The 25,933-nt window shown below is 62.1% G+C and carries 23 protein-coding genes; 5 read left to right on the top strand and 18 right to left on the bottom strand.

What is annotated here, in order from left to right:
* Window positions 1-8: 8 nt before the first annotated feature.
* Complete coding sequence (locus ACFOKF_RS08360; protein ID WP_380794909.1) at window positions 9-1,676, top strand: GmrSD restriction endonuclease domain-containing protein; 1,668 nt, start codon at window positions 9-11, stop codon at window positions 1,674-1,676.
* Window positions 1,677-1,760: 84 nt separating this feature from the next.
* Here ACFOKF_RS08360 and ACFOKF_RS08355 read toward each other — a convergent pair whose 3' ends face one another.
* From ACFOKF_RS08355 to ACFOKF_RS08340, 4 genes are all read right to left on the bottom strand, one after another.
* Window positions 1,761-2,798 carry a HipA domain-containing protein gene (locus tag ACFOKF_RS08355; protein WP_380797719.1) on the bottom strand — a complete coding sequence of 346 codons (1,038 nt, stop codon included), beginning with the start codon at window positions 2,796-2,798 and terminating at the stop codon, window positions 1,761-1,763.
* Window positions 2,799-3,086: 288 nt separating this feature from the next.
* Complete coding sequence (locus ACFOKF_RS08350) at window positions 3,087-3,977, bottom strand: plasmid partitioning protein RepB C-terminal domain-containing protein (protein ID WP_380794907.1); 891 nt, start codon at window positions 3,975-3,977, stop codon at window positions 3,087-3,089.
* Between the two features lie 7 nt (window positions 3,978-3,984).
* The gene (locus ACFOKF_RS08345) at window positions 3,985-4,863 is read right to left on the bottom strand and encodes a plasmid partitioning protein RepB C-terminal domain-containing protein (protein ID WP_380794904.1); all 879 of its coding nucleotides are present in this window, start codon (window positions 4,861-4,863) and stop codon (window positions 3,985-3,987) included.
* Window positions 4,860-6,428: a recombinase family protein gene (locus ACFOKF_RS08340; RefSeq protein WP_380794901.1), complete on the bottom strand. Its 1,569-nt coding sequence runs from the start codon at window positions 6,426-6,428 to the stop codon at window positions 4,860-4,862. The genes ACFOKF_RS08345 and ACFOKF_RS08340 overlap by 4 nt, the downstream gene beginning before the upstream one ends.
* Before the next feature lie 73 nt (window positions 6,429-6,501).
* Here ACFOKF_RS08340 and ACFOKF_RS08335 point away from each other — a divergent pair, with 73 nt between their 5' ends.
* Window positions 6,502-6,918: a hypothetical protein gene (locus ACFOKF_RS08335; protein WP_380794898.1), complete on the top strand. Its 417-nt coding sequence runs from the start codon at window positions 6,502-6,504 to the stop codon at window positions 6,916-6,918.
* A gap of 221 nt (window positions 6,919-7,139) precedes the next feature.
* Here ACFOKF_RS08335 and ACFOKF_RS08330 read toward each other — a convergent pair whose 3' ends face one another.
* Together ACFOKF_RS08330 and ACFOKF_RS08325 are read right to left on the bottom strand one after the other, a co-directional pair.
* Complete coding sequence (locus tag ACFOKF_RS08330) at window positions 7,140-7,349, bottom strand: hypothetical protein (RefSeq protein ID WP_380794896.1); 210 nt, start codon at window positions 7,347-7,349, stop codon at window positions 7,140-7,142.
* Between the two features lie 479 nt (window positions 7,350-7,828).
* The gene (locus tag ACFOKF_RS08325; protein WP_380794893.1) at window positions 7,829-8,146 is read right to left on the bottom strand and encodes a hypothetical protein; all 318 of its coding nucleotides are present in this window, start codon (window positions 8,144-8,146) and stop codon (window positions 7,829-7,831) included.
* A 625-nt stretch (window positions 8,147-8,771) separates the two neighbouring features.
* On the opposite strand from ACFOKF_RS08325, the gene ACFOKF_RS08320 reads away from it, so the two are divergent.
* Window positions 8,772-9,608, top strand: coding sequence for a PA0069 family radical SAM protein (locus ACFOKF_RS08320; RefSeq protein WP_380794890.1), 837 nt, complete (start codon window positions 8,772-8,774; stop codon window positions 9,606-9,608).
* A 116-nt stretch (window positions 9,609-9,724) separates the two neighbouring features.
* Here the strand turns inward: ACFOKF_RS08320 and ACFOKF_RS08315 are convergent, their stop codons facing one another.
* Together ACFOKF_RS08315 and dnaE are read right to left on the bottom strand one after the other, a co-directional pair.
* Window positions 9,725-9,925, bottom strand: a complete 201-nt coding sequence (locus tag ACFOKF_RS08315) for a hypothetical protein (protein ID WP_380794889.1) — start codon at window positions 9,923-9,925, stop codon at window positions 9,725-9,727.
* Between the two features lie 128 nt (window positions 9,926-10,053).
* A complete protein-coding gene (gene dnaE / locus ACFOKF_RS08310) occupies window positions 10,054-13,596 on the bottom strand; it encodes a DNA polymerase III subunit alpha (protein ID WP_380794886.1) in 3,543 nt (1,180 codons plus the stop codon).
* Window positions 13,597-13,728: 132 nt separating this feature from the next.
* On the opposite strand from dnaE, the gene ACFOKF_RS08305 reads away from it, so the two are divergent.
* Window positions 13,729-15,537 carry a diguanylate cyclase gene (locus tag ACFOKF_RS08305; RefSeq protein WP_380794883.1) on the top strand — a complete coding sequence of 603 codons (1,809 nt, stop codon included), beginning with the start codon at window positions 13,729-13,731 and terminating at the stop codon, window positions 15,535-15,537.
* Between the two features lie 116 nt (window positions 15,538-15,653).
* Here the strand turns inward: ACFOKF_RS08305 and ACFOKF_RS08300 are convergent, their stop codons facing one another.
* Together ACFOKF_RS08300 and ACFOKF_RS08295 are read right to left on the bottom strand one after the other, a co-directional pair.
* Window positions 15,654-16,331 (bottom strand): ABC transporter ATP-binding protein, encoded by a 678-nt coding sequence (locus tag ACFOKF_RS08300; protein ID WP_380794881.1) that lies wholly within the window; start codon window positions 16,329-16,331, stop codon window positions 15,654-15,656.
* Window positions 16,324-17,574, bottom strand: coding sequence for a lipoprotein-releasing ABC transporter permease subunit (locus tag ACFOKF_RS08295; RefSeq protein ID WP_380794878.1), 1,251 nt, complete (start codon window positions 17,572-17,574; stop codon window positions 16,324-16,326). The genes ACFOKF_RS08300 and ACFOKF_RS08295 overlap by 8 nt, the downstream gene beginning before the upstream one ends.
* Before the next feature lie 597 nt (window positions 17,575-18,171).
* Between ACFOKF_RS08295 and ACFOKF_RS08290 the strand changes: the two genes are divergently transcribed.
* Complete coding sequence (locus ACFOKF_RS08290; RefSeq protein WP_380794875.1) at window positions 18,172-18,633, top strand: Hsp20 family protein; 462 nt, start codon at window positions 18,172-18,174, stop codon at window positions 18,631-18,633.
* Between the two features lie 123 nt (window positions 18,634-18,756).
* Here the strand turns inward: ACFOKF_RS08290 and ACFOKF_RS08285 are convergent, their stop codons facing one another.
* The 8 genes from ACFOKF_RS08285 to ccmC form a co-directional block, all read right to left on the bottom strand.
* The gene (locus ACFOKF_RS08285; RefSeq protein WP_380794872.1) at window positions 18,757-20,685 is read right to left on the bottom strand and encodes a potassium transporter Kup; all 1,929 of its coding nucleotides are present in this window, start codon (window positions 20,683-20,685) and stop codon (window positions 18,757-18,759) included.
* A gap of 146 nt (window positions 20,686-20,831) precedes the next feature.
* Window positions 20,832-21,476, bottom strand: coding sequence for a tetratricopeptide repeat protein (locus ACFOKF_RS08280; RefSeq protein ID WP_380794870.1), 645 nt, complete (start codon window positions 21,474-21,476; stop codon window positions 20,832-20,834).
* Window positions 21,473-21,883, bottom strand: coding sequence for a cytochrome c-type biogenesis protein (locus tag ACFOKF_RS08275; protein ID WP_380794868.1), 411 nt, complete (start codon window positions 21,881-21,883; stop codon window positions 21,473-21,475). The genes ACFOKF_RS08280 and ACFOKF_RS08275 overlap by 4 nt, the downstream gene beginning before the upstream one ends.
* Window positions 21,880-22,407 carry a redoxin family protein gene (locus tag ACFOKF_RS08270; protein WP_380794865.1) on the bottom strand — a complete coding sequence of 176 codons (528 nt, stop codon included), beginning with the start codon at window positions 22,405-22,407 and terminating at the stop codon, window positions 21,880-21,882. The genes ACFOKF_RS08275 and ACFOKF_RS08270 overlap by 4 nt, the downstream gene beginning before the upstream one ends.
* Window positions 22,404-24,332: a heme lyase CcmF/NrfE family subunit gene (locus ACFOKF_RS08265; RefSeq protein ID WP_380794862.1), complete on the bottom strand. Its 1,929-nt coding sequence runs from the start codon at window positions 24,330-24,332 to the stop codon at window positions 22,404-22,406. The genes ACFOKF_RS08270 and ACFOKF_RS08265 overlap by 4 nt, the downstream gene beginning before the upstream one ends.
* A gap of 124 nt (window positions 24,333-24,456) precedes the next feature.
* Complete coding sequence (gene ccmE, locus ACFOKF_RS08260) at window positions 24,457-24,903, bottom strand: cytochrome c maturation protein CcmE (protein WP_380794859.1); 447 nt, start codon at window positions 24,901-24,903, stop codon at window positions 24,457-24,459.
* Window positions 24,900-25,031 carry a hypothetical protein gene (locus ACFOKF_RS08255; protein ID WP_380794856.1) on the bottom strand — a complete coding sequence of 44 codons (132 nt, stop codon included), beginning with the start codon at window positions 25,029-25,031 and terminating at the stop codon, window positions 24,900-24,902. The genes ccmE and ACFOKF_RS08255 overlap by 4 nt, the downstream gene beginning before the upstream one ends.
* Window positions 25,032-25,046: 15 nt before the next feature.
* A complete protein-coding gene (ccmC, locus tag ACFOKF_RS08250) occupies window positions 25,047-25,781 on the bottom strand; it encodes a heme ABC transporter permease CcmC (protein WP_380797717.1) in 735 nt (244 codons plus the stop codon).
* Window positions 25,782-25,933: the final 152 nt, after the last annotated feature.

Genomic DNA, 25,933 nt, shown 5'->3' with positions numbered 1-25,933 from the left:
GATAATCCATGTCGCTTCCCAGTCCTACCCATGCCAATTATTCCTCGCTGCTGACCGATATCGAACGCGGGCAGGTCAAAATCCCCCAGTTCCAGCGCGAGTTCGTTTGGACACTCCAAAAGTCCGCCGCGCTGCTGGATAGTGTCATCAAGGGATATCCGGTCGGCACCTTCATTTTCTGGTCGACGAAGGATCGCTTGAGGAGCGTGCGCGAGCTAGGCAATGCCCCATTGCCTAGCCCAAAGCAGGGCGAAACCGTGGCCTTCGTCCTGGACGGCCAGCAGCGCTTGACGAGCCTGTACGCCGCCATCCGCGGCATCACGGTCATGCGCAGCTCGGGGCATAGCGACGATTTCTCCGATATGTTTGTGAACCTTGAAGCGGGCGAGGACGATCAGATTGTCACGACGGACATTGAAGGCTTGGAAGCCAACACCTTCATTCGCCTGAAAAACCTTCTACACGGCTCTTTCGCCGAGCTGGCAGCCTTCCCGGCGCAGTACCATAGCAAGATTTCGGATTATCGTCGTCGCATCGAGAGCTACGATTTCTCGATCATTCAGGTCCGGGACGTCGCAATCGATGTCGCCACGGAGATTTTCACCCGGATCAACGTCGGCGGAAAAGCGTTGAGCGTTTTTGAGATCATGGTTGCAAAGACGTTCGATGAAGAAAAGGATTTTGATCTTTCCGCCGAATATGAAGGACTGATCGAGCGCCTCACAACGGTCAACTATGAGACGGTATCAGACGCGATCCTGCTCCAACTCATTTCCCTGATCATCGCCAAGGATTGCAAAAAGCAGACGATTCTGAAGCTGAAGAAGAGCGAGTTTATCGAGAAATGGCCGAAGGTGATTGATGCCTTCGAGCGAGCGGTGGAATATTTCCGTCACACCTACCGGATTCCGGTTTCCAAGCTATTGCCCTACAACACGCTACTCGTACCGTTCGCGTATTTTTTCTACCATCATCCCGACAAGCCTGATGCGGATCAGCGCGGCCAACTCGAGGACTTTTTCTGGCGCTGCGGATTGGGCGCCCGCTATTCCTCCTCCGTCGAGAGCAAGCTCGCGCAGGATATCCGTCGCATCGATCGGATTCTGAAGGGGCGCTCCCCCGACTATGATTGGAGCATCGACATTTCGCCGGAGTTTCTGATCGAGAACGGCTGGTTCAACGCCGGCCGAAGTTCGATCAAAGCGATTCTCTGTCTTTATGCTTATCAGCAGCCCAAATCGTTCAGCGACGATGCCGTGGTAAACATCAGCAATTACTGGCTGAAGCAGGCGAATAGCAAAAACTACCACCATTTTTTCCCGAGGGCCTATCTCGCGAAAAAGAAAGAGGAAGAGTGGCGGATCAACAATATCGTCAATATCACGATCGTTGATGACTATCTAAACAAGCGCGAAATTGGCGCAAAGGCGCCATCAGTTTACATGAGGGCCTTTAGGAAGGCCAATCCTAACCTCGAAAAATCGATGAAATCGCACTTGATCGGCGATCTCGATCGCTTCGGCATCACGGACAATGATTTCGAGAAATTTCTCTATGCCCGAGCGGCTGCGATCAGCGCGCAGCTCAAAAAGCGTTTGATCGAGCGGGCCGTCGATGCACGCGGACAAGCCCAGCGGAGCGACGATTTCGAGGAGGAAATGGCTGTTTTTGAGTAGAAGCGCCGACCCTCGTTTACGTCTCGCAGGATAAGCTCTTTTCCGTAATGGCGCAGCGTCGTCATTACGGAAAAAGCAATTAGCTTATCGCGCTGCGGCCAGCGCAGCGCAGCGTTCTGCAATGAGAGGCACCATCTTGTCCTGGACGACCCGAGCGCCTTTTAGCTCGGCTGCAAATGCCGGAAGGCGCAGAGTTGGTGCAATCGTGCCCTCATATTTCGCCGATGCCGGGAGATCGAGGACCGAACAGAAGTCCTCCAGCGCAAGCTGACGCTGATCGTCTGTGCCATGGCGAATATCGAAACGCTCGATGATGAGGGCGGGCCACATGCCGTCCGGCATCGGGGTCAGCGCGATATCGGGCGCGGCAAAGCCGGCGGCACGGCCGAGCTCCAGGCAGAGCCATTCGACGATCGGCAGCATCTCGAAGCCCGCCGTCCCGGCAGGTTTCAGGATATGGGTGAACGGCAGGTCGATGGCCGGTAGGAGGGCGCCGCCCGCTGTTAGGTGCATCGGCGCCTTGATCTGTACGCCTGACAGGCGCGGCGTCTCGGCGCGGGCGAAGATCCGCGCGAGATTCTGCTCGAAACTTTCTTCGATTGCGCCGCGCGTCGGCCCGTCATAACGGCCCGTGAAGCGGCCGCCGTCCGTGAATCCGTTCAACTGCGTTGTCAGGATGTCCGCCGGGAGGGCCGCCAGCTCATCGCGGGCCTCGACCACAGTAACATTGGACATATAGCGCCGCCCGCGCTTGAGCGCCTCGCGATCATCGCGCTCGTGGAGCACCTGGGCTAGCCAACCTTCCGGTAGAAGCGATTCGACGAAGGCCGGGAGTTTGCCCGGCGTGGTCTCGCGAACCAGCGCCGGCCCCGAGCGCCTCGTCGGCTTCCAGCGCCGTTCAGAACCATCATGAGTCAGTCGCCCGAGTGGTTCGCCATGCCACGCGATCAGCAGATCGAGCGCTGCCTTGTTAGCGGGAGCCTTGGCTGTTCCCGGTTGCGTAAGAAGGAAGCGCTCGGCGCCTTCACCTTCGCGATACCAGCCATTTTCACGCGCCAGCACCCAGACCGCATCGGCCGCCTCTTTGGGCGTGCCATGCTCCTCGACGAGACGCGCAGCCATCTGCACGCGCATCTCCGCTGTGATCGCACTGGCATGCTCGCTGCGCAGCCGAAAGGCTTCGAGGAAATTCTAGGCGAAAGAGAGTAGAGCGCGCCGATCGACGCCTGGACCGGCGCGCTCCTTGGACCATATGCCGATAAGCGGCATACAGCCAGCCCTATGACGGCTGGCCTAGCGGGCTCCGAGCGGGTTCGCCGCCATCCCCGCCACCGCCCTTGATCCGCCCGACACGACGGCTTCTCCGACGGTCCCGGCGCTTTTGGGTCCCGGTCCCCAAGTTCCGCGGTTTCAGGTCGACATTGACTGATCGAGCGATGTCGCCTGCACGATGGAACGGAAATTCTCCAGAAACTCAGGGTGACGGCGCTCCAGAAAGCCCTCGATCTCAGGCTTGGAGAGGAGCCGCTCGATGAAGCCAGAGGCGACCACCAGGACGAGCATGTCGTCGCCATAGGAGGCTTCGAGTTCCTTATAGTCCTCGCTCACCGATGCCATCTCGCGCTCGAGCCGGGCCATCTGCTCGGCCGACAGCCCGGTCGCCTTCTTCAGCTCATCGGGCTTGTGGAGATCGCCGGGCTTGGATGTAGCGAGCAGCGCCTTGGCATAGCTGACCGTGTAATTGTTCGCCGAAACCATGAGCTCGGCCACCTCGAGCTGCCGGATTGGCTTCATCTTGCGCAGCTTCTGGAAGGCGTGGTGCCCGACCGGCTTGTCCTTGAGCAGTTCGGCGACGTCCGGGCTGATCCCTGCCAGGAGGTGCCGTCGCTGTCGGATCACCTTCACATCGACATTGAGTGCGCGCGCGAGCTTCTCTTCGGGTACTCCGCGATCGAGTGCCCTCACGATCATATAATGCTCCTGGATCGTGGCGAGACGGTTTACCCGCTTATTGTAGGTGAAGGATTCATCATCGTCGGCCACGACGCAGGGCGCTTCGGTCGCGTCCAGAAAACGAAGCGCATCGAGCCGCATATGCCCGTCGAGCAGCAAATAGCCGCCGCCCTTCTGGCGGGCGATCGACAGGGGCTCGATCAAACCGACCTCTGCCACCGAGGCCGCGATCCGCCGATATTTGACCGTTTCGCGCACGCCTGCCGGCAAGGCTTTGGTGGGCAGCAGGTCAGCGATCGGCTGCATGACGACCTTGCGTTCAAAAGCGATCTTGACGAGATCAGCCATGAGACACCTACGCTGGCTCGATGCGCTCGGCGAGCGCACGCGGGAGTGTGCTGAGCCCTTCGGCGCGCAGCAGCGTCACGAAATGCTCATCAGTCAGCAGCCGGCGCATCGCATTGGCGACAAACAGCAGCCGACTGCGCGCGAGCGAAGCGCGCTTGATGAGCAGCTTCTGCCGTTCGGTCTCGCGCTGATAGGCGCGGATCAGGCCTTCCGAGGTGACGGGCTTTTGGACGCGGCCGTGGCGTGATCCTCGCTTGTGCAGTTGCTTGCCGCTTGTGTTGCGTTGATCGATGATCTTGCGGATCGCCAACACCTGATTGCCGGGGATCGTCTTCTCCTCGTAGGCCTCGGCAAGCGCACGCTGGACCTCGCCGTCCTTTGCGCGGGCGATCTCCATAGCGATCGTGTGGGGGATCACCCCGCGCTCAACGGCGGCGATGAGCTTTTCCTCGCCATTGTCGAGCAGCAGGCAGATGGCGCTCACATACTCGACCGAGAAATCGACCTTCGCAGCGATCTCGGAATAGGAGTAGCCGCGCGCGTGCAGCGCGCCGATCGCATGGACAAGTTCGAGCGGGCTGTGCTGACGCCGCGCCAGATTCTCGACCAGGCTCATCACGAAACAGTCTTCCTCGACCGCATCGATCACGATCGCCGGGATCTCGACCTGGCCAAGTGCGATGAAGGCCTCGAGCCGGCCCTGACCGCAAACCAGGTCGAACCGCGCCTTGCCCGGACGCTGGCTCACTGTGATTGGCTTCTTCAGGCCCAAATGGGCGATGCTATTCACCAGTTCCTGAAAGATGCGCTTGTTGCGGACGCGCGGGTTCAGGATCGTGATCAGGTCAATCGGGACCGAGCGGATTTCTGGGGGCTGTTCGCTCATGCCGCCACCTTGAGCGGCGCACGGCGCGTCAGATCAAAAAGCGCCTCAAGGGTATCGAACCGATAGGCGTCGAGCAGGATGCCATTTTCTGGCGCGAGCTTCAGATTGGCAGCGGCCCCGAAATCGAGCCAGGGCAGCAGATAATAGTCCCGGATGGCGCGGTTGTCTTCGCCCATGCGCGCAACGATCGTGATGCTGGGGCGCAGGCCGCTGTCGAAGCGAACCTTCCAGCGCGACCCACCAGCGGTGGTCAAATGGCAGCGGGCAATCACGAGCGAGGCCGTGAACTCCTCATTGATATGCAAAAGGTCGCTGACAGGATCGCGGCGTACCGATCCGCCGGCCTCGCCAATGTCTTCGACCACCTGGGCCACGACATCGGGGTGAAGCGCCCGCAAGGCGCGGTTGGTTTCGATGTAGCGATAGTCGCGCGACGGCACATATCCGACGAGTTGATAGGCTCGCACTAGGCTCCCGAAGCGATGCCGGAACGTGGAACTGGAGGGCATGTCCTCGATCTCGTCAATGACCAGGCCAGAGAGCCATCCTTTGTCGGCCAGCAAGGCAGACAGGCGGCTCAGCAACTCCTCATCGGTAAAGCGCCGGCTGCGCTCCTGGATGATGCGCTGGGCGGCCTCGAAGAAGTCACGCTCGACGATCGCCTCGAAAGCACCATCGCCGCGCACCCACATATCGGGCGTATTCACGACGCGCTTGGCCTTCAGCTTGAAGGAGGCGCGGTTATAGACGTTGTTCCCGATATACTTCTCGTTGGTCAGCACCTGATGGACGGTCCCGCGCGTCCAGGGGCGACCAAGGTCGGTGAGGATTCCTTCCTCGTTTAGCACCTTGGCGATCTCGGTTTCGGTCCGTTGCTGTACCACGAACATCCGGTAGAGCCGGCGAACCACCTCGACCTCTTCGGGCGGTCCAGGCTTCAGGATGACCCGGTCGGTCTGCAGACTCTTCTGCTCGCCATGATTTAGCACTGCCTTAGTCTGTCGATGCTCGTCGACGAGATAGCGCCGTAAGCCGAACCCCGCAGCGCCGCCCTGGCGGAAGCCGAGCCGGATCAGTCGGCACTGCCCGGTGAAAACCTTGACCGACAGCTCGCGGCTATATTCGCCCGCCATCGCCCGCTTCATGCTCTTGATGATCGTGGCGCTCAGGCTGCCATCATTCTCGAATTGCTCCGCGCAATACTGAACGGTGATCCCGGCCTCGCGGCAGATAAACTCATAATAGGCGCTCTCATCTGCATCCTGAAAGCGGCCCCAGCGGCTGACGTCATAGACAAGGATTGCCTTGAAGTCGGTTTGGCCGCTGCGCACGTCGGCGATCAACTGCTGGAGCGAGACCCGGCCATCGAGTCGCAGACCGCTTTTGCCCGAGTCCTCATAGGTTTTGACGATCTCGAAGCCGCGACGCGCTGCGTACTGCGCAATGATCTCCGCCTGGTTCTCGGTCGAGTATTTCTGATGCTCGGTCGACATGCGGACATATTGCGCGGCGCGGATTGGATCGCGCGGCACAGTCTCAGCAGGGTTCGGCTCCGACAAGTTCATTGCATCTGCTGCTTTCGTTGACCTCAAGCGGACAGGTTCGACTTCCCACCAATTCTATTGGGAGTGCGAGCGAATGTCGTTTTCCAAGAAAGACCGAAAACTTCAGTCCAAAAATGGAAAAACTTTTCCGGTCCCGATCACAACCGAGCCTCTCGCGATCGCCATCGCAGCGGCGCTGAAAGAGGAGTTTGGCAACACCCCATCGGCGGTCAAGACGATCGCGCGCCTGACCCGCTCGAACGAGCGCGCAGTGCGCAACTGGTTTGAGGGAAAGAACAGCCCAAGCGCTGAGAATCTGGTCATTCTGATGCGCAATTCAGATCTCATCCTGCGCACGGTTCTCACCCTCGCTGATCGCCATGACCTCGTCGTGGCAGTGGGATTGGCGGGGCTCAGGCGACAGCTCATGGATGCGGTCGCTGCGATCGACGGGCTGCCCATGGGTGATGCCGGCCAAGCCTCTCATGATGACGGAAGCGATGGGACATGAGGACTTTGGAAGTCTGCTAAAATTATACTAGGTTGTGCGAGCTTTGACTGACATCGTTCCTAACCGCATCGCCGTTCTGGCTACCTCGACCGTAGCATAAGACGCCCACGCGGTTTCGCGCCCTTGCACCACGCACGCTGGCGCCGGCATGATCGAATGGATCGAAGCCTTTGCACGTCCGATCAGCTCCGTCGGCAAGGAAATAGCCATAAGATCCAACCTTAGTTCACCTGACCATCAGTCCGACCCATCGGCTCGACACCGGCAGCACGTGACCGCTCGTCGATCCGCGCCAACATTGCCCGCTTTTCGGGGCTTCGCCGACGACCATTATTCTGCATCGCTTCCGTCCGCTCCGCCGTTTCGACGATGCCGAGCAAGGCTTTTCGTTCTCGGACGCCAGTCAATAGATCGGCAAGTGTGATCTCCATCACATGCCTCCCTTAAGCCGCGAAATCCGTTCGAATCGCTTCAAATCAGTTCGAAGCATTGAGATGCTTGGAAACACCGGCATCGGTCATACTATTGCCCATCGCTATGACTGTTGTTTCGTTCGGGTATAACCATACGCACATGCCGAAACACCGCGCTCGTGGCTGGCTCAAAGCCCTTCGAATGCTCTGAGCAAACCGTGGCGTAGAAGCCATCGGTCGTTTTTGACCACACACCAGCCGCTCCACAAATTTGGCATAATGTCCTCGACCTTTTAGTTGCCTGGTCAATTAGACCGAAAACTGGTTCGCTGAACGCCTTCATGTAGATCCGCAACTCGCCGAACTTCTCTTTCGTCTGCACCACTCGCGCGTGAGGATCGATAACGGCGATTTCGTGAATGACTTCCAAGTATAACTCTCGCCACCCCTCAGGGAGCTCGATTGCACGGCCCAGGTTTTCCTCAAGGTTTCCCCCCTCAGTCATCATGGCCGAAGGCCGTAGAAAACGGATTGACCTCCAACTCATCGGGTCGCGTGGCGATGCTCGTCCATGGGTGCGGAACGTAAGAGGAGGCGGGACCGGTTTTAGATCGATCGGCTGCAAAAACCATTGTCGTGATGATCCCGGCTTCATCACGAACCTGATAGCGCGTATGATCATCGCCCATACCGGTAAGTGAAATCCTCACGTCCGTAATAGACGTGACCCCCTTCTCCTGCAGCAAGTGCCACAAGGGTTCCAAGTCTGCCCCAATGCTTGCAGGCGTAAACTTACCATCGAACATGAAATGCATGCTGGTTCTCCACCAAATTTTGGGGCGAACCGGCAGAAGCCGGGTGTTCGTAACCAAAGCTCTCGCCACGGCGCCGTCACCTTTAGGCCGAAGCCTTGGACATGCGCGACGGCCACCCGGCCGCAAAAGCTGCGACCGGCCGAGAGCATTGGGGTTACGACGCCCCATCACCGGTTATTACGATGACGTCCGAACCGTTGCAGATAGCGTGCGAACACGCAAGTCATCACACCGAAAGGCGATATTTTTCTGTGATTTACACATTTTCCGCCCAACTCAATGTGACTCGTTTGAGAAAGCCAACCTGCTGATAATGCGTTGTATACAGCATGTCCTGGAAGGCTGAGCACTAACATGAAGTCCGTTTCACGGACCGATTTGACCTGCTTTCAGTCCGTGATAGGAAAGCGGAATCATGAGCACTCAGTAGGCGCCATTGCTTGTTCGACAAACTCAACCGCCTGCCCCCTCAAGATGCTTCCCGCTCTAATAGTCAGGTTCGGAGCACTTTCAGGCCCTTGGCAGACTCGACACATACCTCCTCAACGTGTCGTATCGCCAACCCTGAAGCGAACAGGCGGCGAACATTCACTTGACGGAGTGAACACATCAACACCAGGTAAGCATGGGCTGCATCTATTGCTTTGCGCGGCCCAGCCATGCCTATCATGATCTGTCGCCGGGGCTGGATTTTGAAACGAAGCTGTTCGCCAAGCCCAACGCGGCGAAGCTGCTGCGCGCCGAACTGATGAAGAAGGGCCATGTCGTCAGCCCGATCGCCATGGGCACCAACACCGATCCCTATCAGCCGGTCGAGAAGGACTGGCGGATCACGCGGCAGGTGCTGGAGGTGCTGGCGGAGACCCGTCACCCGACCTTCATCACCACCAAGTCCGACCGTATCCTGCGCGACATCGATCTGCTCTCCGATCTGGCGCGCGACAATCTGGTGGCGGTGATGATCTCCGTCACCTCGCTCGACCCGAAGATCGCCCGCACGCTGGAGCCGCGCGCGCCGCATCCCGAACGGCGCATCGCCGCCATTGCGCGCCTTGCGCAAGCCGGCGTGCCGGTGTCGGCCAACATGTCGCCGATCATTCCCGCCATCAACGATCACGAGATTGAAAGCGTGGTCGCCCGCGTCGCCGCCGCCGGCGCGCGCGACATCAACTATATCCTCGTCCGCCTGCCCCACGAAGTCGCCCCGCTCTTCCGCGCCTGGCTGGCCGACCATTATCCCGATCGGGCGGGCAAGGTGATGGCCATGATCCGCGACATTCGCGGCGGGCGCGACAATGACCCCAATTTCGGCAGCCGCATGAAGGGTCAGGGCATCTGGGCCGACCTCATCCGCACCCGCTTCCGCCACGCCCGCCGCCGCGCCGGGTTGGGCGGCGAGCGACTGGCGCTGCGCACCGACCTGTTTCAACCGCCAGAGGGCGCGCAGATGCGGTTGTTTTGAGGCATGGCCATCGCTTCAAAACCACTGGAAAGTAAGAACCGTTCGGGTTGAGCCTGTCGAAGCCCCGTCTTGTTCTTCAAGAAGTACGGCCCTTCGACAGGCTCAGGGAGAACGGATCATAATAAGCAAGATGCACTAATTAAGCCGATCATCCTCATAATGGCTGAACCGCTTGCCTTGCGACGGTTGCGCCATGCCTGCCAACGCAAGAGGGCGAAAATCAAGGCTGCGGGGAGGAATAGCAGCGGCCAATAGCGCAAAGGCAGGTCGAAATTGGCCATCGCCGCAAAAGCGCCGGTCGTGACAGCCGCCACCATGCTCCATTCAAACCGCCACTGATGCAGATCATTGTCGGATCGAAAGGCTGCTACCTCCGACTGCCGAGTATCGTCCGATACCGTGCGCGATCGCCTGCGATAAGCCCAGCCCTTGCGTTGCCCGCCTCTCACCCAACCAGCCGCATGCCCGACCGCCGCGTCCGCGTCTTATACCCATCGGCTTTCACGTCCATCCGCTCGAAGCGGTGGATCGACAGGCCGGCGATGGTCGCGATCGCATCCACCTGATCCGCGCCCAGACTATAGCGGTCGCCCAGAAAGACGCGCGCGGCCTGTCCGTCGCCCACCGGCGCGCGCAGAAACACTTCGCTGCGACCGCCGCCCGCGCCCGCCAGCAATGCCGCCAGCGCCTCGACCGCCTGCGCTGTTTCGATGTCCACGGTCAATTCCATCCGCGATGCGCTGGCGATCGCGCGGAACGGCTCGACCGCGCGCACGGTGACGCGCGGCGTTTCCTCGCCTGGCAGCCGGTCCAGTTCCACGATCAGCAGCGCGCAATCGCCGTCCGCCGCCAGCAATTCGATCGCCTTGCAGGCATCCTCATCGAAGCAACTCGCCTGAAACTGCCCACTCTGGTCGGAGAAGGTGGCGTTGGCGTAGCGCGCGCCGCGCTTCGTCTCGCGCCAGCGCACATCTTCGACCATGGCGGCCATGATCGTCATGGATCGCCCTTCGGCATTGGGCGCGGGCATGGGCGACTGGCAGACCAGGCCATAGCTTTTCGCGCCGCGCGCATCGGCCAGATGCTTGTAGCGATCGACCGGATGGGCCGAGAAATAGAAGCCGAACGCCTCCTTTTCCTGCGCCATGCGGTCCGCTACGGTCCAGGCCTGATGCGGCGGGATGCGCACATCGGCATGGGTCGTTTCGACATCGCCGAACAGGCCGCCCTGCCCGCTTTCGCGCGCGGCGGCATTGCTGGACGCGACCGACAATATCGTTTCCGCCGCCGCATGCACGCCCGCACGGTCGGCATGGATGCCGTCGAACGCGCCCGCCGCCGCCAGACTTTCCAGCTGCCGCCGGTTCAGCATGCGCGGCTCGATCCGGTCGGCGAAATCATCGAGCGACTTGAACGGTCCGCCCTTATCGCGTTCCTCGACCAGTTGCTCCATCGCCTTTTCGCCCACGCCTTTCAGGCCGCCCAGCGCATAGCGCACGGCAAAGCCCAGCCGGGCGTCCTCGCCTTCATAGGGCACGGCTTCGACGGTGAAGTCCGCCTCGCTGCGGTTCAGGTCGGTCGGCAGGCAGGTCATGCCCATGCGCCGCATATCGTCGACGAACACGGTCAGCTTCTCGGTCAGGTGAATATCGAACGCCATCGACCCGGCGTAAAATTCCGCCGGATAATGGGCCTTGAGCCAGGCCGTCTGATAGGCGAGCAGCGCATAGGCCGCCGCGTGCGATTTGTTGAAACCATAGCCCGCAAACTTGTCGATCAAATCGAACAGTTCGTTCGCCTTGGCCGGCTTGATGTCGCTCTGCGCGCAGCCCTCCACGAAGCGCGAACGCTGCGCGTCCATCTCCGCCTTCACCTTCTTGCCCATGGCGCGGCGCAGAAGGTCGGCGTCGCCCAGGCTATAGCCCGCCAGGATCTGCGCCGCCTGCATCACCTGTTCCTGATAAACGAAGATGCCGTATGTTTCTTCGAGAATCGGTTTCAGGAGAATATGCGGATATTCAATCTCTTCCTGCCCGTTCTTGCGACGGCCGAACATCGGGATATTGTCCATCGGGCCGGGGCGATAGAGCGACACCAGCGCGATGATGTCGCCGAAATTGGTCGGGCGCACGGCGGCCAGCGTCTTGCGCATGCCTTCCGATTCCAGCTGGAACACGCCCACCGTGTCGCCGCGCTGGAGCAGGTCGTAAACCGCGCTGTCATCCCAGGCCAGCGTGTCGAGATCGACGGCAACGCCCCGCGCCGCCAGCAACTGCACCGCCTTCTGCAAGACGGACAGGGTTTTAAGGCCCAGAAAGTCGAACTTCACCAGCCCCGCGCCCTCGACATATTTCATGTCGAACTGCGTCACCGGCATGTCGGATCGCGGATCGCGATAAAGCGGCACCAACTGGCTCAATGGCCGGTCGCCGATCACCACGCCCGCCGCATGGGTGGAGCTATGGCGCGGGAAGCCTTCCAGCTTCATCGCATAATCGATCAGGCGTTTGACCTGATTGTCATTGTCATATTCCGCCTTGAATTCGGACACGCCGTTCAGCGATCGTTCCAGCGTCCAGGGATCGGTCGGATGGTTGGGCACCAGCTTGGCGAGGCGATCGACCTGCCCATAGCTCATCTGGAGCACGCGGCCGGTATCCTTCAGCACCGCGCGCGCCTTCAGCTTACCAAAGGTGATGATCTGCGCCACATGATCCGCGCCATATTTCTGCTGGACGTACCGGATCACCTCGCCGCGCCGCGTTTCGCAAAAATCGATGTCGAAGTCAGGCATCGACACGCGCTCCGGGTTCAGGAAGCGTTCGAACAGCAGGCCCAACTGCAACGGATCAAGGTCGGTAATGGTCAGCGCCCAGGCGACCAGCGATCCCGCGCCCGATCCACGGCCCGGCCCCACCGGAATATCATGGTCCTTGGCCCATTTGATGAAGTCGGCCACGATCAGGAAATAGCCGGGGAACCCCATCTGGATGATGATGTCCGTCTCGAACTTCAGCCGGTCGAAATAGGGCTGGCGCGCCTCCGCGCCGATGATGCCGGCCTTCTCCAGCCGCATCTCCAGCCCCGCCGCCGCCTGCTCGCGCAGCATCACCCCCTCGCCCTCAATATCGCCGGCCAGGCTGGGCAGGATCGGCTTGCGCTTGGGCGCGGCAATGGCGCAGCGCTGCGCCACGACCAGCGTGTTGGCCAGCGCCTCGGGCAGATCCTCGAACAGGCGCTTCATTTCGCCCACCGGCTTCATCCAGGCGTCGGGCGAGCTGGTGCGGCGATCGGGCGTTTCGACATAGGCGCTGTCGGCGATGCACAGCATCACGTCATGCGCTTCATGGAAATGCGGCTCGGCAAAGCAGGTCGGGTTGGTCGCCACCAGCGGCAGCCCGCGGTCATAGGCCAGGTCCAGCAGTTGCGGCTCTGCCTTGCCCTCCACCGGGTCCAGCCGCCGGCAGATCTCGATATAGAGCCGATCGGGGAACAGCGTCTCCAGCCGCTCGACATAGGCGGTCGCCGCTTCGGGCTGATCCTCGGCGAACAGCCGCGCCAGCGCGCCCTCGCCACCCGCCGTCAGCGCAATGACGCCATCAGTACGCCCCTCCAGCATGTCGATGGTGACATGCGGCACTTCCTCGACCGGACGGTCGAGATGCGCCATGGAAACGAGCGCGCAGATATTGTCATATCCGCCGGCATCCTGCGCATAGAGGGCGATCCAGTCATGCACGGGCGGCGCATTGGCGGGACGGCCCGGCCGCAACAGGCCCAGCATCGCACCGATGACCGGCTGCACCCCTTCATCCTTGCACCCGTCGGAAAAGGCCATGGAGCCGTAAAGCCCATTGCGATCCGTGATAGCCGCCGCCGGAAAGCCCAGCGCCTTGGCCTGTTTCGCGATCTTCTTGGGATCGATCGCCCCTTCCAGCATGGTGAAGGAGGAGAAAACACGGAGCGGAACGAAGGCGGCATGAGGCATTGCGCCAATCTAGGGATGCGTCGCGATTCGGCCCAGCCCCATGCCCAACAAATCTGTGGGTAAGGTCGCGAAAAAGGCGCAGCCCATCTCTTAACAAATTGCAAACCATGCGGGGCGTAAAAGGCGGGGATCATGCGTCTGTCCACGATCACCAACTGGGCCTATGGGGCCACCGTCGCGCTCACCCTTGTCTCCGGCGCCACCATGTTGCTGGCGTCCGGCGCAGAGGAAACGGAACGCGCCGCCGTGGCCCAGCGCGCGACCTTCGACCAGTTGACCGCCAGTCTGGAGGAGGATGTCTATCGCCTGACCGAACAGGCGCGCGGCTACGTCATCAGCGGAGATCCCAGCCATCTGATCGTCTATCGCCGCGAAAAGCAAACGCTCAAATCCGTCGAGCAGCGCATTGCCCATCTGCGCGACGGCGGCGCGAACGAAGCCGAACTCGCCGCCCTGTCGCAGGCTTTGCACTGGGCCGACGCCCTGACCGACGAGCAGGACGCGGCGATCGGCGCTGCCGAAAAGGGCGATGACAAGACCGCCCGCACCATATTGTTCGGCGACGAATATGGCCGGGAACTGGATCGGGTCGCGGCGCAGGTCGGCAAATTCCAATATATGCTGGACCAGCGGACCGAGCATGCCGTGATCCGCGCCACCGACACCGCCCGGCAATGGCGCAGCGTGTCGGAAATCATGCTGGGCATGACCGCTCTCCTCTTCCTGTGCGTCATTTATTTCGTGCTGAAGCAGCGCATATTGCGCCCGGTCGTGCGGCTGAGCGATGTGGTGACGCGCCTCGCCGCGCAGGATTTCGCGGCGATCCCGCCCGAATTCAGCCAGGTCGATGAAATCGGAGACATGGCGCAGGCGATCCGCATCTTCCGCGAAAACGGACTGGAACGGCAAAGGCTGGAGCAGGAGCGCGACGCTGATCGGACCATGCGCGACCTGCTGTCCCGCCTGACCCAGCGTTTGCAGGGCTGCGACAGCACATCCGATCTGGTGGAGGTCGTGCGCCGCTTCGCGCCCGAAATCGCGCCCGATTTTCCCGGCCGCCTCTACATTCACGACACCCGCCGCAACGCGATGGTGCAGGCGTGCGACTGGCTATCCCCCGCTTATTCGCGCCCCGAATTTCCGCCATCGGCCTGCTGGGCTTTGCGCCGGGGCCAGACCCACCGTCCCGCCGGCGACATGGTCGACATTCCCTGCGAACATCTGGGCGCGGCCTCGACCGTCAGCACCATCTGCATCCCGCTGGCCGCGCAGGGCGAAAGCATCGGCATGCTCTATTATGAAGAGCCAGCAGCGGCGAGCGCCAACCGGCTGGAGCGCACGGGCAAATATCTGGAAATGCTGGCGGAAAATATCGGCCTTGCGCTCGCCAATCTGCGCCTGCGCGATGTGCTGCGCGACATGGCGATGGCCGACGCGCTGACCGGCCTGCCCAATCGCCGCCAGTTCGACATCATGCTGCAAACGCTGGTGGGCGAGGCGGATCGCAACGCCACGACGCTCGCCTGCCTGATGGTCGACATCGATCATTTCAAGCGGTTCAACGACACATATGGCCATGATGCCGGCGACGCCGTGTTGCGCGCGGTCGGCACGGTCTTGGGCGACGCGCTGCGCGAGAACGGCCATGCCTTCCGGCTGGGCGGCGAGGAATTTGTCGTGCTGATGCCCGGCTTCGACCTTGATCAGGCGCTGGGCCGCGCCGCGCAGATCCAGCGCCGCATTCAGGATTTGCGGATAGACCATCGCGGCAAGGAACTGGGCGCCATCACCGCCAGCTTTGGTCTGGCCGTCTTCCCGGACCATGGCCGCGCCGACCGCCTGCTCCAGACCGCCGACGCCGCCCTGCTGCGCGCCAAGACCGAAGGGCGCGACCGCATCCTGGTTGCCACCATTCGGGATGGTGCTTCGGCGGTCGCTTAGCAAACATAGCCGTTCGCTTCGAGCAGGTTCGAGCGCAGTCGAGAACCGTCGGTCGAGAAGTCAGCGCGAGAGAGTTCTCGACAAGCTCGAACCGAACGGAGGCAGGATAGATTTCTCTAAGCCGCCTCCAAGACGCCCTCGTGCAACCGCACGACCCGGTCCATCTTCTGCGCCAGTCGCTCATTATGGGTGGCGACCAGCGCCGCCGATCCTTCATGCCGCACCAGCCGCAGAAATTCGGCCAGCACGACGTCGGCCGTGCGCTCGTCCAGATTGCCGGTCGGCTCGTCCGCCAGCACCAGCGCCGGCCGGTTGGCCAGCGCCCGCGCCACCGCCACGCGCTGCTGTTCGCCGCCCGACAGCTGGCTCGGCCGATGGTCCAGCCGATGGCCCAGCCCCAGCGCGCTGAGCAGCGATTCCGCCCGCGCCTTGGCCACGCCCATCTCCACATCGCGGATCACCTGCGGCAGGATGACATTCTCCGTCGCGTTGAAATCGGGCAGCAGATGGTGGAACTGATAGACGAAGCCCAACGCATCGCGCCGCAACCGCGTCCGCCCGTCATTGTCCAGCTTCGCCGCTTCCTCGCCGCCGATGCGGATCGACCCGTCGAAGCCGCCCTCCAGCAGGCCGACCGCCTGCAACAGGGTGGACTTGCCCGAACCCGATGGTCCCAGCAGCGCCACGATCTCGCCCGGCCCGACCGAAAGGTCCACGCCGCGCAACACCTGTATCGTCACCTCGCCCTGCGTGAAGCTGCGGGCAAGGCCAGTGACTTTCAAAACATCATTCATAGCGCAGCACCTGCACGGGATCGGTATTGGCGGCCTTGAAGGCCGGATAAAGCGTGGCGAGGAAGCTGAACAGCAGCGCCATCACGCAGATGACGGTGATTTCCACCGGATCGGCCTTAGCCGGCAATTCGCTCAGGAACCGCACGGAGGGATCCCATAAATTCTGCCCCGTCACGAACTGAATGGCGTCGACGATGGACTGGCGGAAAGCCAGGAAGGCAAAGCCCAGCACGATCCCCGCGCCAGTCCCCAGCGCGCCGATGGTGACGCCCACGGTCATGAATATCTTCACCAGCCCTGACCGGCTGGCCCCCATCGTCCGCAAGATGGCAATGTCCCGCGTCTTGGCGCGCACCAGCATGATCAGCGACGACAATATGTTGAACACGGCGACCAGCACGATGATGGAGAGGACAACGAACATCGCTACCCGCTCGACCGCCAGCGCCTCGAACAGCGAACTGTTCATCTGCCGCCAGTCGGTGATGACGGCGCGGCCGGCGACCTTGGCCGCCAGCGGCTCCAATATCTGCCCGACCTTGTCGGCATTGACCGTCTCCACCTCGATCATGCTGACCATATCGCCCAACAGCAACAGGGTCTGCGCATCCTGGATCGGCATGACGACCAGCGCCTTGTCATAATCATAAATGCCCACTTCGAATATGCAGGCGACCTGATAGCCCACTTCGCGCGGGACGGTTCCGAACGGCGTCGCCCGGCCCGCGGGGTTATAGACGGTCAGCGTATCGCCGACCTGCAACCCCATATTTTCCGCCAGACGCGATCCGATCGCGATCTTTCCGGCACCAGGCGTCAGCGCGTTCAGATTGCCCGCGATGATCTTCGCCTTCATCGTCTTGTTGTCGCGAATGTCGGCCACGGTCATGCCGCGCACCAGCGCCGGCTCGAACCGGCCCTGGAATATGCCGCCCAGCGCCTGCTCGATCATCGGCGTGGCCTTGGTGACGCCGGACGTCGCCTTCGTCTCCTTCAGGATCGACTGCCAGTCGGGCAGGCGCCCGCCATAGCCCTGCACCACGGCATGGCCGTTCAGGCCGACAATCTTGTCGAACAGCTCCGCACGGAAACCGTTCATGACGCTCATGACGATGATGAGCGCGGCGACGCCAAGCATGACCGCGACCAGGCTGATGCCGGCAACGAGGAAGATGAAGCCCTCCCCCTTGCCCGGCAACAGGTAGCGCTTGGCGATCATGCGTTCGTAACGGGATAGAATCATGTGGCGCGAACGGCCCTTCATATTGGTCTGGGGGAAAGGTCTAGGGATGCGCCTGCATAACGGCAAGCATTGCCCGATTGTTGCATCGCCGCCACAGGGACGAACCGAAAATCACAGCGCCCGGATTTTGGCCGTGACAGCAGCCTGCACCAGTCATAGCAAGGCTTCGGAAGCACAGGTGAAAGGCCGTGGTTCAGGGATACTGCATCCCGCTTCGAGCTTAGGGGGCTAAGAAGCGGTTGAGGCAGGCCAAGGGGGAGACGAGCAATCGTCCATTAAGCACCCGGATCGTGAAAACACGGTCCGGGTGCTTTTTTGTTACGCTGTCCTATCCAGCCTTTTTCGGCCATGGTCCGCTCATCGCATCGCTCATTCCAACTTTGCGATAGGATCAGCCCCGCGCAAGGAAATGTCGCATTCGGCGGGAAACATGCGAAGTTAAGCGTATCTTTTCCAACATATTGCCACTCTTGAAACCGCGTCGGACACGACCATATCAGCATCGTTCGGTCGCCAATCGGGACCGGACGCTCTATCGCCGGACGCCAAAATACCGGGTCCGGCAGGTTCATTTTGCTCTTTTGGAGATTATGACACATGCGTGGTTTTGACCTGACCCCCTATCGCCGTTCCACCGTCGGCTTCGATCGTCTGTTCGACCTGATCGAAAACAACGCCCGGCTGGCGCAGGGCGACAATTATCCCCCCTTCAACATCGAGCGCCTTTCGGAAGACCGCTATCGCGTGACCCTGGCCGTCGCCGGCTTCCGCCCGGAAGAAATCGACATCACCGCCCAGCAGAACCTGCTTCAGGTGATCGGGCGCAAGGATGAAGGCAGCACCGACCGTTCGAAATTCCTGCATGTCGGCATCGCCAACCGCAGCTTCGAACGCCGCTTCGAACTCGCCGATTTCGTGCGCGTGGAAAAGGCCGACCTTGCCGACGGCCTTTTGACCATCGAATTGCTGCGTGAGGTTCCCGAAGCGATGAAGCCCAAGAAGATCGCCGTCAACGGCGGTCAGCTGGTCGACATCAACAAGGATCGCGACGCCGCCTGAACTCCGGCAGGATAAGATAGACGAAGGGCGCGACCGCAAGGCCGCGCCCTTTTTGCTGTCCTATCTGGAAACGATGACCGATAATTGTTCCACCTTCAACGGTGTGAACTTCGGCCCATGCAATCAGATTTCGACCTGACTGCCCAGTTCGACCACGCGATTGGTGGGCAGGCGGAAAAACTCCATCGCGCTTTCCGCGTTGCGCAGCATCCAAGCGAAAATCTTCTCGCGCCAGAGCGGCATGCCCGGCTTGGCCGATGGCAACAGGGTCTGGCGCGCCAGGAAGAAGCTGGTGTCCATCATCTTGAACGCCTGCCCGCACCCGCTGACATTTTTCAGCGCGGCGGGAACATCGGGTTCCTGCATGAAGCCATAATGCAGCACCATGCGGAAGAAGCCCCGGCCCAGATCCTCCAGCTTGCACCGCCCGTCATCCTCCACGACCGGCACATCCTTGATCTTGACCGTCAGCAGGATGACCCGCTCGTGCAGAACCTTGTTGTGCTTTAAGTTATGGAGCAGCGCATGGGGCACGCCGTCGGGCGTCGACGTCATGAACACGGCAGTCCCCGGCACCCGCACCGCGCTGTTGGCGGCGGAGGCCACGAAAACCGGGATCGGCATGGCCGCTTCGCGCAGCCTGTCCTGCACCAGCCGGCGACCACGCGACCAGGTGGTCAGCAGGGTGAAGACGACGAAGCCGATCAGCAGCGGGAACCAGCCGCCATCGGGCACTTTCGTCAGGTTGGCAGCCAGATAGGCGCCATCGACCAGGAAGAAGATGCTCAGCAGTGGCGCAGAATAATACCATTTCCAGTGCCACAGGCGATAGAGCACCACTGTCAGCAACAGATTGTCGATGAACATCGCCCCCGTCACCGCAATGCCATAGGCCGCCGTCAGGTTGGACGATGTCTGGAACACCAGCACCAGCAGGATGACCATCACCATCAGCCCCCAGTTGATCAGGGGAATGTAGATCTGGCCGGCGGTCGAAGCGCTGGTGTGGGCGATGCGCAGCCGGGGCATGAAACCAAGTTGGATCGCCTGTTGCGTGACTGAGAAGGCGCCCGAAATCACGGCTTGCGATGCGATGATCGCCGCCAGCGTCGCCAGCACGATCAGCGGCAACTGCCCCCATTGCGGGGCGAGATTGTAGAAGGGACTGCGCAGCGCCTCCGCGCCCTCACGGAACAGCAGCGCGCCCTGCCCCATATAGTTGAGCATCAGCGCCGGCAGCACGAAGAACAGCCAGGACACCCGGATCGGGCTGCGGCCGAAATGCCCCATATCGGCGTAAAGCGCCTCCGCCCCGGTCACGGCCAGCACCACCGATCCCAGCGCCAGAAAGGCGGGCAGCGGATCGGTGACGAAGAACATGAACGCCCAATAAGGGTTGAAGGCGAACAAAATGCCCGGCGTCTTGAGGATGGAGATCACCCCCAGCGCCGCGATCGTCACGAAATAGAGCAGCATGATCGGGCCGAAAAAGGCCGCCACCCGGTTCGTGCCCAGCCCCTGTATCCAGAACAGGCCCAGCAGGATCAGGATCGCCACCGGCAGGATCGCGGGCGCCAGATCGGGATTATAGACCGCCAGACCCTCGACCGCCGAAAGGACCGACACGGCCGGCGTAATCATCGAGTCGCCGTAGAAAAGCGCGGTTGCGAACACGCCCAGCAGCACGATGCCGCGCGACCAGCGCTGCGTCTTGGTCTGCCCGTTGATCAGCGCCAGCAACGCCAGACTGCCGCCCTCGCCCTTATTATCGGCGCGCATGATGATGCTGACATATTTCAGCGTCACCACCAGCATCATCGACCAGAACATCAGGCTGATGACGCCCAATATATGGTCGGGGTCCAGCGTCAGATGATGATGGCCATGGAATGTTTCGCGAAAGGCGTAGAGGGGGCTGGTGCCGATGTCGCCGAACACGATGCCGATCGCGCCGACCACCAGTTTCAGCGTGGCCTTCTGCCGGGCATGGCCATGGCCGCCCTGCTCATCCTCGGCCGTTGCCGGCGCGGTGTTGGGAAGAAGATCAGCCATGGAAGAAAAACCGGACGGTCATCGGGCACCAGTCACAAAGGCACCGGACGAAAACGGACCGGGCCGAAAAGGATATGTCATACCCTGCATAGCGCCGCGCCCTATCACGCCTCCGAACGGGGCGCAATCATCCGCGCTGCGGCGCGTCATTGCGGGACAGCATCACCCTTTGCGAGCATGGCGTCGATACGCGCGATATTGGCTTCCAGTTCCGCCTTCACCTGGCTGCCGGCCGGTGCGCCGGCGGCCAGCGGCGCCCACATGGCGCGCGCGCCCTGCAACTGGTTGTTCCGCGCCAGCGCCAGACCATAGAAATAGCGCGGCGCCGGCCCCGCCGGATCGATCGCCAGCGCCCGGCGATAGGCGAACTCTGCCCCCGGAGACAGGACGCCATCGGCATGATTGACCAGCGCATTGCCCATGCCCAGCCAAAGATTGGCGTCGTCCGGACTGTCACGCAGGCCCGACAGCAGCACATTGGCCGCTTCCTTGGTCTTGCCCTGCCGCGCCAGCCCGTCGGACAGCATCATCCATTGCGCCGCCGGCCCGAACCGTTCGGCCAGCCCCCGGCGTTTCTCCGCCTGCGCTTCGTCAAACGCCTCGCCTTTGGTTTCCGCCACGGCGCGCGGCGCGCCGGCCAGCCCCGGATGTCCCTGCCAGGCATAGCCCGCCAGCCCCAGCAGCAGCGCCGCCGCCGTGATTTCCCGCGCCGAACGCGGGATGCGCCCGATGAACAGCATGGCGACAAAGGCCAGAGCCGCCAGCACAAAGGCGATCACCCATCCGGTCATGGCGTCTTCCTCCGCTTGATCCGCCCGCGCAGCAGCAACAGCCCAAGCCCCAGCAACAGCAGCGGCGCCGCCCAGAGCGGCCAGAGGATCGGGGCGGCCGTCGGTTCATAGCTGACCCAGTCGCCATAGCGGGCAATCAGCCAGCCCCGGATCGCGTCGGGCTGCTCCCCCGCCATGATCCGCTCGCGAATCTGCGACCGCATGTCGCCCGCCATGCTCGCCCCCGAATCGGCGATCGACTGGCTCTGGCAGGTCAGGCAGCGGATGGTTTCCATCAGCGCCTTGGCCTTGCGCTCCTGCGCGGCATCCGGGATCTGCCGATCGGCCCAGGGCGCAGGCGGCAAAGCGGTTTGCGCGGCGGCGGGAACGGCGACCAGCGCCAGCAAAAAAGCAAGCAGCAGCTTCATTGCGCGGCCCTCAGCCGGTCTAGGATCATCGGCACGTCATCGGCGCGAATATCGCCAATATGCTGATAGGCGATGCGCCCCTTGCCATCGATCACGAACGTCTCCGGCACGCCGGAAGACCCGAGCGCCATCTGCACCGCGCTGCGCGCATCCAGACCGATCCGGGCATAGGGATTGCCATAGCGTTTGAGGAACCCGTCGACATCGGGCCGGGCGTCGCGAATGGCGATGGCGTCGATCTCCACGCCCGCCTGCCTGAGCGCCATCAGTTGCGGCGCTTCCGCCGCGCAGGGCACGCACCAGCTGGCGAAGATGTTGAGCAAACGCGGCTTCCCATCAGCAAGGCTGGCGCTGGCCAGCGCTGGCCGATCGCTGGCGCCCGCCGGCAGGGTGAAGGCCGGAAGCGGCTGACCCACAAGGCGCGAATGAATGACGCGATCGTCAGGCTTGAACAATCCGCTGGCGAACAGGCCGATAAAGGCCAGGAACAAGGCGAGCGGCAGCCAGATCCAGAGCTTCCTCATGCCAGCGCCCTCCGCGCCCGCCATTTCATCAGCCAGCCGCGCCGTTCACGTCCGACCAGCGCCAGCGCGCCGCCCAGGGCGATCAGGACGCCGCCCAGCCAGATCAGCGTCACAAACGGCTTCCACCAGATGCGCATCTGCCACCGGCCGCCCTCAACCTCTTCGCCCAGCACGACATAAAGCTGGCCATCCCAGCGCGTCAGCAGCGCGGCTTCGCTGGTGCTGGTCGGCGGCGAGGCAAAGAAGCGCGACTGCGGCCGGATCAGCACGGGCGTCCCGCCGCGATCGACCCGCATATCGGCCTGAAGCGCGGTCCAGTTGTCTCCTGCCACCGGCATGATCTGCACGAAACGCAGCGTCCAGCCGGCCGTCTGGATCGTGTCGCCGGGACGCGCAGCCACCAGCTTTTCGACCGTGAAGGCCGAATCGCAGGCCATGCCTGCCAGACTGACGGCGCAGCCCAGATGGGCGATCACCATGCCCCAGGTAAAAAGCGGCGTGCGCAGCAAATTGCGCCTCCAGAGCGGCGCAATGCTGGCCGCGCCGACCGCCAGCGCGATGACGAGGCCCAGGAAGGGCAGGACGCCGATCCGCCCCCATGCGAAAGCCGCCAGCGCGGCGACCGCCACAAGCCCGACTGCGGCGGGAACCAGCAGGCGCTTGCCAACCGCGCTCGCGCCGTCGCGCCGCCAGCGGACCATCGGCCCGATCGCCAGCGCAATCATCAGCGCCAGCGCAATCGGCCCGGCAATGCGGTCGAAATAGGGCGCGCCCACCGATACTTTATGGCCAAAGGCTTCCGTCATCAGCGGATAGAGGGTGCCGATAAGCACGATGCCCAATATCACCGAAAGCAGCAGATTGTTTACGACCAGCATGGTTTCCCGGCTGACCAGTTCGAACGGCGCGCCTTCGCGCACCGATCCGATCCGCCAGCCAAACAAGGCCAGCGCGCCGCCGATATAGATAGCCAGCAAGGCCAGAATGAAACTGCCCCGCGTCGGATCGACGGCAAAGGCGTGGACGCTGGTCAAAATACCGGACCGGACGAGGAAGGTGCCGACCATCGACATGGAGAAAGCGATGACCGCCAGCATGATCGTCCAGGCGCGCAGCGCATCGCGGGTCGCCAGCACGGTCACGCTATGGAGCAAGGCCGTCGCCGCCAGCCAGGGCATGAGCGAGGCATTCTCGACCGGGTCCCAGAACCACCAGCCGCCCCAGCCCAGCTCATAATAGGCCCAATAGCTGCCCGCCGTAATGCCCAGCGTCAGCAACACCCAGGCCGCCAGCACCCATGGCCGCATGGCGCGGGCGAAGGCGGCGTCCACCTGCCGCGTCAGCAGCGCGCCGATCGCAAAGGAAAAGGCGACCGACAGGCCGACATAGCCCAGATAGAGGGTGGGCGGATGAAAGGCCAGACCGGGGTCTTGCAACAGCGGATTCAGCCCCTGCCCGTCCGCCGGAGGCTGTGCGATCCGCGCAAAGGGATTGGAGGAGAAAAGCAGGAAGGTGTAGAAACCGAGCGAAATCGCCGCCTGCCCGCCCAGCGTCGCCATATGCGCGTCCCGCTGGAGCGCGCGCTCGAACAGCGCGACGGCCGCGCCGGCAACGCCCATCACCGTCACCCATAGCAGCATCGACCCTTCATGATTGCCCCAGGTGCCGGCGAATTTATAGAGCCAGGGCTTCATCGAATGGCTGTTGGTCGCAACCAGCAGAACCGACATGTCCGACCGCAGGAACAGGGTGATCAGCAGCGCGAAGGCGATCGCCGTCAACAGCCCCTGCGCCACGGCGGCGGGCCGCACGGCAGCGAGCAATTCGGGCTTCCCGCCCTTCAGCCCCGCAAAGGCGAGAAACAATTGCAGCAGCGCCAGCGACGCGGCGAGCCACAGAGCGGCAAGACCGGTTTCGGCGATCATGCTTTCACCCCATCCTCATTTCCATCATGCCAGCAAAGGCCGGCATCGCTCTTTCTTTGCCACCGCACCGACGACGAAATGAGATCCCAGCCTTCGTTGGGATGACGGAAGTGGAGAATATGAATCACCGCTCCGCCTTCATCTCATGCGTGCTCTCATTATAAGTCATGCCTTCCAATTCTCGGGGCATGTAGCGTTCGTCATGCTTGGCGAGCAGATTGGTGGCGACGAATGTGCCCTTGCCGTCAAACGCCCCTTCCGCCACGACGCCGCTGCCTTCCTTGAACAGGTCGGGCGCGATGCCGCTGAAGGTGGCGGGTACGGTCGCCTTGCCATCGGTCACATCGAACCGGATGGTGACTCCGTCGGCTGCGCGCTTCAGACTGCCCTTGACCACCATGCCGCCAAGCCTGATCGCCTTGCCCGGCTCAACGCCCTTGGTCTTCACATCATTGGGCGCGTAAAAATAGGCCGCCTCATCCTTGAGCGCCGACACCGCAAGCAAACCAGCGCCGATGATCGCCACCAGCGCGGCCAGCGCCAGAAACAGACGTTGATGCTTTGCTTTCATGACCGATCCGACAATTTTTCGGCGGCGCGTTCAGCGCTGCGCATCGCCCGCCAGCCCAGGATGCTGACAAGCCCAGTCCCAATGGCCGTCACCGCATAGGCGGCGATCACGAAAGCCCATTGATTCATGCTACCCTCTTCGCCCTATCCGCGGGCAAGGCGCTGCATGCGCGCCTCAACCTTGTTCTGCGCCAATATCGCCCGCATCCGCATCAACACGATCGCCCCGAACCACAGCGAAAAACCCAGCAGGGTCAGCCCCAGCGGCCAGAGCAAAGAGCCGTCGATGCTGGAGCCGCGCAGCGTGATGCTCGGCCCCTGATGCAGGCTGTTCCACCAGACGACCGAACGGTTGATGATCGGAATGTTGACCGCACCGACCAGCCCGAAAATGGCGGTGACGTTGCTCACCCCGCCCGGAGTCTTGGCCTGCCCGTCGCGCGCACTGGCGTTGGCCAGCGCAATATAGCCCAGATACAGGAACAGCAGGACCAGCATGGAGGTCATGCGCCCATCCCATTCCCACCATGTTCCCCAGGTCGGCCGCCCCCATATCGATCCCGTCATCAGGCAGATGGCGGTGAATAGTGCGCCGGGCGCCGCAATCGCCCTGCCCGCAATGGCGGCAAGCGGATGACGCCAGACCAGTTGCATCAGCGCGGCGACGGCAATGCCGGTCCAGCCCCCCATGCCCAGCCAGGCCGCCGGCACATGGATATAAAGGATACGGACCGTCTCCCCCTGAAGATAATCGGCCGGGGTGACGAACAGGCCGCAGGCGCTCCCGATCAGAATCAGCGCCAGCCCCGGCCAGAACAGCCAGCCGGTCAGCGGACGCGCGATCTTCAGGAAGCGGGCGGGATTGGCGAAACGGTGCATCAGGGCTGCGTGTGTAGCGATGCGCGATGCGCTGCGCCAGTAGGGCATTTTGCCGATAGCCAGACGCTGCACCGTCGCTTGACAATCGACTTTGGACTGATCGATAGCCTCATATGCCGGGCAGATGCGGACGCCCGGTCAGGCGGTGCCCG

Origin of the sequence: Sphingobium rhizovicinum, assembly GCF_042647625.1 — a bacterium.
Classification (GTDB): Bacteria; Pseudomonadota; Alphaproteobacteria; order Sphingomonadales; family Sphingomonadaceae; genus Sphingobium; species Sphingobium rhizovicinum.
This window is presented reverse-complemented; position numbering and strand designations above follow the sequence as displayed.

Coding starts and splice junctions, on each gene's coding strand:
- ACFOKF_RS08300 (WP_380794881.1), bottom strand. CDS start 16,331: ATGAATGATGTTTTGAAAGTCACTGGCCTTGCCCGCAGCTTCACGCAG.
- ACFOKF_RS08315 (WP_380794889.1), bottom strand. CDS start 9,925: ATGGTGGCGGCTGTCACGACCGGCGCTTTTGCGGCGATGGCCAATTTC.
- ccmC (WP_380797717.1), bottom strand. CDS start 25,781: ATGCACCGTTTCGCCAATCCCGCCCGCTTCCTGAAGATCGCGCGTCCG.
- ACFOKF_RS08295 (WP_380794878.1), bottom strand. CDS start 17,574: ATGATTCTATCCCGTTACGAACGCATGATCGCCAAGCGCTACCTGTTG.
- ACFOKF_RS08340 (WP_380794901.1), bottom strand. CDS start 6,428: ATGAACTTGTCGGAGCCGAACCCTGCTGAGACTGTGCCGCGCGATCCA.
- ACFOKF_RS08330 (WP_380794896.1), bottom strand. CDS start 7,349: ATGGAGATCACACTTGCCGATCTATTGACTGGCGTCCGAGAACGAAAA.
- ACFOKF_RS08355 (WP_380797719.1), bottom strand. CDS start 2,798: ATGGCTGCGCGTCTCGTCGAGGAGCATGGCACGCCCAAAGAGGCGGCC.
- ACFOKF_RS08255 (WP_380794856.1), bottom strand. CDS start 25,031: ATGAATCAATGGGCTTTCGTGATCGCCGCCTATGCGGTGACGGCCATT.
- ACFOKF_RS08290 (WP_380794875.1), top strand. CDS start 18,172: ATGCGTGGTTTTGACCTGACCCCCTATCGCCGTTCCACCGTCGGCTTC.
- ACFOKF_RS08325 (WP_380794893.1), bottom strand. CDS start 8,146: ATGCATTTCATGTTCGATGGTAAGTTTACGCCTGCAAGCATTGGGGCA.
- ACFOKF_RS08320 (WP_380794890.1), top strand. CDS start 8,772: ATGGGCTGCATCTATTGCTTTGCGCGGCCCAGCCATGCCTATCATGAT.
- ACFOKF_RS08265 (WP_380794862.1), bottom strand. CDS start 24,332: ATGATCGCCGAAACCGGTCTTGCCGCTCTGTGGCTCGCCGCGTCGCTG.
- ACFOKF_RS08305 (WP_380794883.1), top strand. CDS start 13,729: ATGCGTCTGTCCACGATCACCAACTGGGCCTATGGGGCCACCGTCGCG.
- ACFOKF_RS08280 (WP_380794870.1), bottom strand. CDS start 21,476: ATGACCGGATGGGTGATCGCCTTTGTGCTGGCGGCTCTGGCCTTTGTC.
- ccmE (WP_380794859.1), bottom strand. CDS start 24,903: ATGAAAGCAAAGCATCAACGTCTGTTTCTGGCGCTGGCCGCGCTGGTG.
- ACFOKF_RS08335 (WP_380794898.1), top strand. CDS start 6,502: ATGTCGTTTTCCAAGAAAGACCGAAAACTTCAGTCCAAAAATGGAAAA.
- ACFOKF_RS08360 (WP_380794909.1), top strand. CDS start 9: ATGTCGCTTCCCAGTCCTACCCATGCCAATTATTCCTCGCTGCTGACC.
- ACFOKF_RS08350 (WP_380794907.1), bottom strand. CDS start 3,977: ATGGCTGATCTCGTCAAGATCGCTTTTGAACGCAAGGTCGTCATGCAG.
- ACFOKF_RS08270 (WP_380794865.1), bottom strand. CDS start 22,407: ATGAGGAAGCTCTGGATCTGGCTGCCGCTCGCCTTGTTCCTGGCCTTT.
- ACFOKF_RS08275 (WP_380794868.1), bottom strand. CDS start 21,883: ATGAAGCTGCTGCTTGCTTTTTTGCTGGCGCTGGTCGCCGTTCCCGCC.
- dnaE (WP_380794886.1), bottom strand. CDS start 13,596: ATGCCTCATGCCGCCTTCGTTCCGCTCCGTGTTTTCTCCTCCTTCACC.
- ACFOKF_RS08345 (WP_380794904.1), bottom strand. CDS start 4,863: ATGAGCGAACAGCCCCCAGAAATCCGCTCGGTCCCGATTGACCTGATC.
- ACFOKF_RS08285 (WP_380794872.1), bottom strand. CDS start 20,685: ATGGCTGATCTTCTTCCCAACACCGCGCCGGCAACGGCCGAGGATGAG.